Annotated in this window: 5 protein-coding genes; 1 reads left to right on the top strand and 4 read right to left on the bottom strand. The window is 49.4% G+C overall.

What is annotated here, in order from left to right; translation table 11 throughout:
• Positions 1–754: 754 nt before the first annotated feature.
• The gene (locus Q0256_RS02100) at positions 755–1,891 is read right to left on the bottom strand and encodes a glycerate kinase (protein WP_297959618.1); all 1,137 of its coding nucleotides are present in this window, start codon (positions 1,889–1,891) and stop codon (positions 755–757) included.
• A gap of 359 nt (positions 1,892–2,250) precedes the next feature.
• On the bottom strand, positions 2,251–3,627 hold the full coding sequence (locus tag Q0256_RS02095; protein WP_297959617.1) for a GntP family permease: 1,377 nt from the start codon (positions 3,625–3,627) through the stop codon (positions 2,251–2,253).
• A 255-nt stretch (positions 3,628–3,882) separates the two neighbouring features.
• Here Q0256_RS02095 and Q0256_RS02090 point away from each other — a divergent pair, with 255 nt between their 5' ends.
• Positions 3,883–4,047 (top strand): hypothetical protein, encoded by a 165-nt coding sequence (locus Q0256_RS02090; RefSeq protein WP_297959616.1) that lies wholly within the window; start codon positions 3,883–3,885, stop codon positions 4,045–4,047.
• Positions 4,048–4,725: 678 nt separating this feature from the next.
• On the opposite strand, the gene Q0256_RS02085 is transcribed toward Q0256_RS02090, so the two are convergent.
• Both Q0256_RS02085 and Q0256_RS02080 read right to left on the bottom strand, forming a co-directional pair.
• Positions 4,726–5,148: a Sua5/YciO/YrdC/YwlC family protein gene (locus tag Q0256_RS02085; protein ID WP_297959615.1), complete on the bottom strand. Its 423-nt coding sequence runs from the start codon at positions 5,146–5,148 to the stop codon at positions 4,726–4,728.
• A 13-nt stretch (positions 5,149–5,161) separates the two neighbouring features.
• Entirely contained in the window at positions 5,162–6,061 is a 900-nt protein-coding gene (locus Q0256_RS02080; RefSeq protein ID WP_297959614.1) for a DMT family transporter, read from the bottom strand.
• Between the last annotated feature and the right edge of the window lie 413 nt (positions 6,062–6,474).

The following is a 6,474-nucleotide window of genomic DNA, read 5'->3' as shown; positions in this document are numbered from 1 at the left end:
GATCTTGCGATTGAGCGGTCTTTTTCGCCTCAAGACGGACATATCGCGGGCTGAAATTCGAAATGGAATTTTATAAAGCAGATCGCTGCTTTTAAATTTGCGTTGTAAATTCTATGAGGTGCGAATACGGCGTTAAATTTTAAAATTCTGTCTGTTTTAGTCATGTCTTGCGAGGGTTCGCGAGCCGCTTGATTGGAAAATGAGTTTTAGATCGCGCCTTGCGTATGTATCGCGCGCAGTAAAGTAAAATTTCATGCCGCCCGTCGCTGCACTGTCACTCAACCGCCCTATTTCTGGAATACGCTAAAATTTCAACAAAGCTATGCTTCGGTTTTACTCTAATGCAGAATTTATTCGCTTGCCGTAGACTGCGGCGGATGAAATTCTGCCGCCCGTCGCAAGCTGCACACGGTATTTGCTTGCCGTGCATACGCGTCACGGCCCAGCGGGGTTGCTTTTTTTCGTATCGGTTGTGCGGTTTGCTTACCGCGTATGCGCGTCATGGCCTGCTGCGAGCCGCCGCCGCTCGTCCGCCTCGTTACGCATATTTTTGTGCCGTAAGCCGCACGAGCGCTGCATTTGCGTTAAGGCTGCGCCGCGTTTTTCAAAAGCATGAAAATTTATTCTACTAAAATTTTCGCTTCTTCGCCGCGTCGCTCACCGCGAGACGCACAGTAAATTCTATTTACCGCGCATACGCGCCGAACCCGCTCAAGTTTTAGCGGACGCGCCTTAAAATTTTGGTCCAAAAGCCTTATTTGGCGCCGCGTCCTAGCAGAAACAACCTCACCGCTTGTTCGGCGACGCGGGCTAAATTTTGTGTCGCGACGGCAGGCTCCATCGCGTGCTCAAGGCTCATCGGTTCATTTAGGATGCAAAAAAATGCGCCTATGCCTCGCTCGTTACAGCCACCGGCACAGGGCGAGATGCCGCCTGCCAGCGCGATTACGGGCACGCCGTAGGAAGCGGCGATCTTCGCGACGCCGCAGGGGGTTTTGCCCATCGAGCTTTGAAAATCGAGCCTTCCTTCGCCTGTGATGACGAGCTCGGCGCCTTGCATATCGCGCTCTAGCCCGATCTCTTCGGTGATGATGTCGATGCCTGGCTTAAGCGTTGCGTTTAGAAAGCTCACGAAGCCAAAGCCCAGCCCGCCGGCAGCTCCTGCTCCGGGGCTATTCCAAAGCTCGCATCCAAGATGTTTGCTTACGACGCTTGCAAAATTTATAAGTCCCGCATCGAGCTGCTTTACCATCGCTGCATCCGCGCCTTTTTGCGGAGCGTAAATATATGCCGCGCCATTTTCGCCAAAAAGCGGATTATCCACGTCGCAGGCGATGAGAAACTCGCATTCTTTAAGATGCGGCAGCACCGAAGTGCAATCTATCGTGGCGAGTTTAATCAGATCCTCGCCCGCTCCCGCAAGCTCTGCGCCATTTGCATCTTTAAATTTAAAACCGAGCGCGCGCAGCATACCCATGCCCGCGTCATTCGTAGCACTTCCGCCGATGCCGATGATAAACTTTCGCGCGCCGTGTGCGATCGCATGCGCTATCATCTCGCCAAAGCCATAAGTGCTCGTTTTTAGCGGGTTGCGGCGCGATTTTTCGATGAGCGGCAGACCCGATGCGGACGCCATTTCTAAGATGCCTAGCTCGCCTTTTAAGGCGTAGCGCGCGGGCGTTTTTTCGCCTAACGGATTTGCTACGATGACGTCCATAAACCTAGCTTTTAGCGCGTCGGCAAGGGCTTCAACACTTCCTTCGCCGCCATCTGCGATAGGTTTGACGAGCACTTCGCAGCCTAGCTTTTCGATGCCTGATTTTACGGCGTTGCCCGCCTCAAGCGAACTAAGCGAGCCCTTAAATGAGTCGATCGCGACCAAAACTTTCATATTTTTCCTTTGGCTGGTATTTTAAAATTTTGGAATTTTACAGCGCGTAGGCTAAATTTACGATGACAAGACTGAAGCAAGAGTAGAATTTTAAAATCTCGTTGCCGAATTTATGGGGTAAATTTTAAAATTTCATGTCGTGGAATTTTAAAATTCTGTAGCGATAGAATTTTAAAATTTTGCTCCTTGAGGCTTTGTGTGTAAATTTAAAACTCCGTTAAGCGAAATTTTAATGTCCCAGAACATTTGCGCGGTACGGCTAGCTACGTAAATTTAAAGAATTTTATGTAGCTAGCCGCTGGTAGATGCCCGTAGCGCTCCGCACTGATTTAGCGCGGTAGCGGCTAGAATAAGCTAACCTAGATCAAAAACAGCGACAAAACCCACACGCTGATCATGCCCGTAATGCCCATAATTAGGGTTAGCATTGTTTGTGTGCGGTAGCCTTGCTGCGGGTTCATCTTGCTGAAATTCGTAACGACCCAGAAGTAGCTGTCGTTAGCGTGCGAAACCGTCATCGCGCCCGCTGCGATCGCCATTACCACAAGCGCGCCGGACATTTCCGAGGTGAAGCCTAGTACCTGCATCAGTGAGTCGTCTGCGTTAAATGCGCCCATAATCGAAGCGGTAGTGATGATCGCCACGGTGGAGCTTCCTTGCGCGGTTTTTAAAACGGCAGAGATTAAGAACGGGAAGAAAATCCCCGCGGCTTTAATCGCGGTCGCATTGTCCTTGATGTAGGTTACGAAGCCGGCGTCGGTGATGACCTTGCCTAGCACTCCGCCCGCTGCGGTGATGAAGAGGATCGGGCCTACGATTTTTAAGGATTCGTTGGTGATCTCACTAAATTGGCCTAGTTTGCCGGTTTGCACGAGCAAAAATACCGCAAAAACTACGCCCAAGGCTAGCGCGATGATAGGATTTCCTAAAAATTGCGAAATTTCGCCCGCAAATCCGCCTACTTTTAGGATCTTGGCGACGGAGCCCAGCGCCATAAATAGGATCGGTACCAAAATAGGGGCTAAGCTTAAAAATCCGTCCGGCAATTTGCCGTATTGCTTAAGCAGATCGTCGTAGCTTTTGGCGATGACTTCATTCGCTTCGGCCTCACTTATATGGACGTTTTTGGCGACCTTTTTAGAAAAAAAGTATGTAGCGATCAGCACCGGCAAGGACACTACCGCGCCCATTGCGATTACGAGCAGTAGATTGCCGCCTAGACCCACGGCGCCTGCTGCGGCGATCGGTCCGGGAGTCGGCGGGATGAATACGTGCGAGGCATAAAGTCCGCCCGAGAGCGCCACTGCTAGAGCGACTGGGTTTTCGCCGATTTTTTTGCTGATCGCTTCTCGGATCGGGTTTAAAACGACGAAGCCGCTGTCGCAAAATACGGGGATACCTACGATCCAGCCCATTATGAGCATCGCAAGCTCGGGGCGCTTTTGTCCGACTACGTTTACGACCATATCGGCGAGTTTGAGCGCCGCGCCCGTCTTTTCGAGCACGGTGCCGATGAGCGCACCGAAGATTATGACGATACCGATACTCTTAAACGTGCCGCTGAATCCGTCGCCGATGATCGCGGGGATCTTGGCTAGCGGTATGCCCGCGACGATCGCGAGCGCCAGGGAGATAAGCATTAGCGCCAAAAACGGGTGGACGCCTGCTTTGGAGATCAAAAAAATCATCACGACGACCGCTATGGCGAAGCAGATGATTAACGCAACACCGCTCATAAAAGCTCCTTGAATGGATTTAATTTGCCCGCAAGCGGTTTAAGCTTAAGCTCCGTTTGCGCCTCAAATTTAATGCGGTAATTTTAGCGAAATTTTAATATAAAGCAAGAAAGGCGGCGTTAAATTTTATGGAAATTTATGATTTATGCGGAAATGATGGACTGGCTAGCGGAATTTATCGGTTGGAATTTATCGGTGCCGCGCGGCGAGAGGCGGTTTAAATTTTAAAACTTGCAGCGTTTGGCTTGACGCACGTTGCTCGGCGACGGAAATTTTATTGCGGATCTGTCGTCGTGGCGCAGCAATGGGGGCGGTGTACTTGCGTCTTATACGCAGGTTTGGCAGCTTGGGGGCGTGAGCGATGCGGACGGCTTTGCGGCGCTTGCTGCTGCGGCAGCGGTGGTGGAGATAAGGCAGTAGTGGCGGAGGTGAGGCGGCAACAATAAATTTTGACATAAGATCGGTGATGATAGAATTTTTAATCGTAATACTTGCAGCGGCGATAAAATTTTAATCGAATAGGTGTCGGCAGAAACGGCGTCTGAATTTTATTAAAACTATTGACGCAGCGGCGAAATTTTGATTTTAGCGGCGTCAGAGAAGCTTTTTTAAAGATCAAATTTTAATCAAAGGTAGAAGCGGCGTCGGTAGGGCTGCGATAAAACGGCGCGTAGCGGCTAGGATAAAAACCGGCGACAATGCCCGATCTCTAAAATTTTAATCGAGAATGCTCGGGATGCGAGAATTTCTAGCGACAATCTTAGCTCGCCCGAGTTGGAATTTTGATCGAGAGTATCTGACGATAGAATTTCATTCAAAAGCTAGCAATAGCGAAATTTTACAGCTTCGAAAACGGCAGTAATTTTACTGCTTAAGGATAGTAGGAATTCACAGCTTTTTATACGATCTTTCTGCAAGTTTGCCGCTATCTTTTCACGATTTTTTAAAATTTCAGACGGTATTTGCGCGGTTTATACGTGACAAAATTTTACGGTTCGTGAAATTTATAAGAGCCATTTAAATTTACAAAGTCGCTTAAATTTATAAACTAGCGCCTCTTTTTTGAGCGTTCTTTGCGCGTGAATTTTGAATACAGCTCTATCTAATCCGCAAAATTTTAGTTTTTGAAATTTTATAGATTTTCGAGCTCGCGTTTTGGCTGAAATTTTGATCCACGACCTGATCCGCCGCCGCCCTCGCCCACTCTTCGTCGAAGCTTTGTCCGTTTAAATTTGCGCTGCTGGAATAAAGCCAGTCAAATTGCCTCAAAAACTCCTCGTGAGCGCACTCTTTCACGACGCGCACGGCGGTGCCGTTCGGATACAAAAACGTCGTTTTCCTCGCGCGGCGCACTAAATTTTTAAATTTAGCGGGCACGCGAGCGAGATTTTTTAGCTCGCTAAACTTTGCCGTCGTTATGAGGCAGGGTTTGTCCGCCGCTCGGCGTTTTAGCGCGTTTATCTCGCGAAAATCTTTACTCAAAAATCCCGCCGTCGTATCCGTTTGCGCCAAATAAATCATCTCTCCTCCAAATTTACGCCTTTTTTCTATCTTTAGCCAGCAAAAATATGCACAAGATAATGAGCGTAAAGCCAGCAAAATCAAGAAACACGAACTCCGTCCCTAGCCAAAAATAGGCAAACGCCGCCGCGCTCACCGGCTCGATGCACGCTATCATGCTCGCCCTGCTAGCGCCTATTATCTTTAGCCCCGTCATGTAAAAGCTAAACGCGCATATCGTGCCCAAAATCACCACCGCCGCAAGCGCCGCAAAGCCCTGCGCGTCGCTCACGCCGCCTAGCTGCCAAACCCGCGTGTAAAGCGCGAGCGCGCCGCCGCCGATGACCATGCCCCAGCCTAAATTTAGCGCGACGGGGTATTTTTGATTTAGCTTCGTTGGGATGAGACTATAAATCACGACGCCAAGCGCGCTAATGAGGCACCAAACCAGCGCCTCCGCGCTGATAACGAGCGAACCCAGATCGCCGTGGGTGGCGAGCAGCACGACGCCCAGCACCGCGAAAATGAGCGCGATGAGCTCGACCTTTTTAGGCGCGCGCCGCTGTGAAAAGCAAACGACGGCAAGGATGAGCGCGGGCGCGGAGTACTGGATCACGGTCGCGACGGCGGCGTTTGAGAGCTCGACACCGCAAAAGTACGAATACTGCGTCATCATAAGCCCAAAAAACGCGTAGATGAGCAGCTGCGGCAATAGCGCGCGATCTTTTAGCGGCGCGAGAGCTGCGCGCGGCGAACGCGCTAAATAGTACGCCACCATCGCAAGCCCGGCAATGCTCAGGCGGTAGGGCACGAGCCAGTCGGCGCTGACGCCTTTTTGCGTGAACAGATACTGCCCGCAAACGCTGCTAAAGCCCCATAATACGCCGCCAAGAAGCGTGATGAAAACGCCAAAAAATTCGCTCTGAGATCTCATTTGCCGCCTTAAATTTAAAGCCAAAGTATACAAGCTTATGCTTAAGCTGGGGTTAAATTTGGGATTCTGCGGAGTTTGTTGGGCAATGTTTGCAACTAGTAAAATTTTGTAAATTTTAAAATTTAAACCGTACAAAGAGATAGCAAAATTTTACTCTGCTATAAGAATTTAATAAAACTACGCGAGAATAGTGTAACTTTGATTTAAGAATTCGTTTTTATCAACTCTCTTAAATTGTAAATCAAATTTAACTTAGCATTAGCGGCTTATGCAGTGAATTTGGCTTTGCATTACGTGGCGGCTTCGTAGTTTGCCTAAGCTATATTAAATCGCCGCGAGGCCAAATTTAGCCCAAAAATGGCTAAATTTTCCTAATCGGGAGTCTGATTATCGTTTTGCATTTTTGCGGCGCG

This window comes from uncultured Campylobacter sp., from assembly GCF_937949835.1.
GTDB lineage: Bacteria > Campylobacterota > Campylobacteria > Campylobacterales > Campylobacteraceae > Campylobacter_B.
This window is presented reverse-complemented; position numbering and strand designations above follow the sequence as displayed.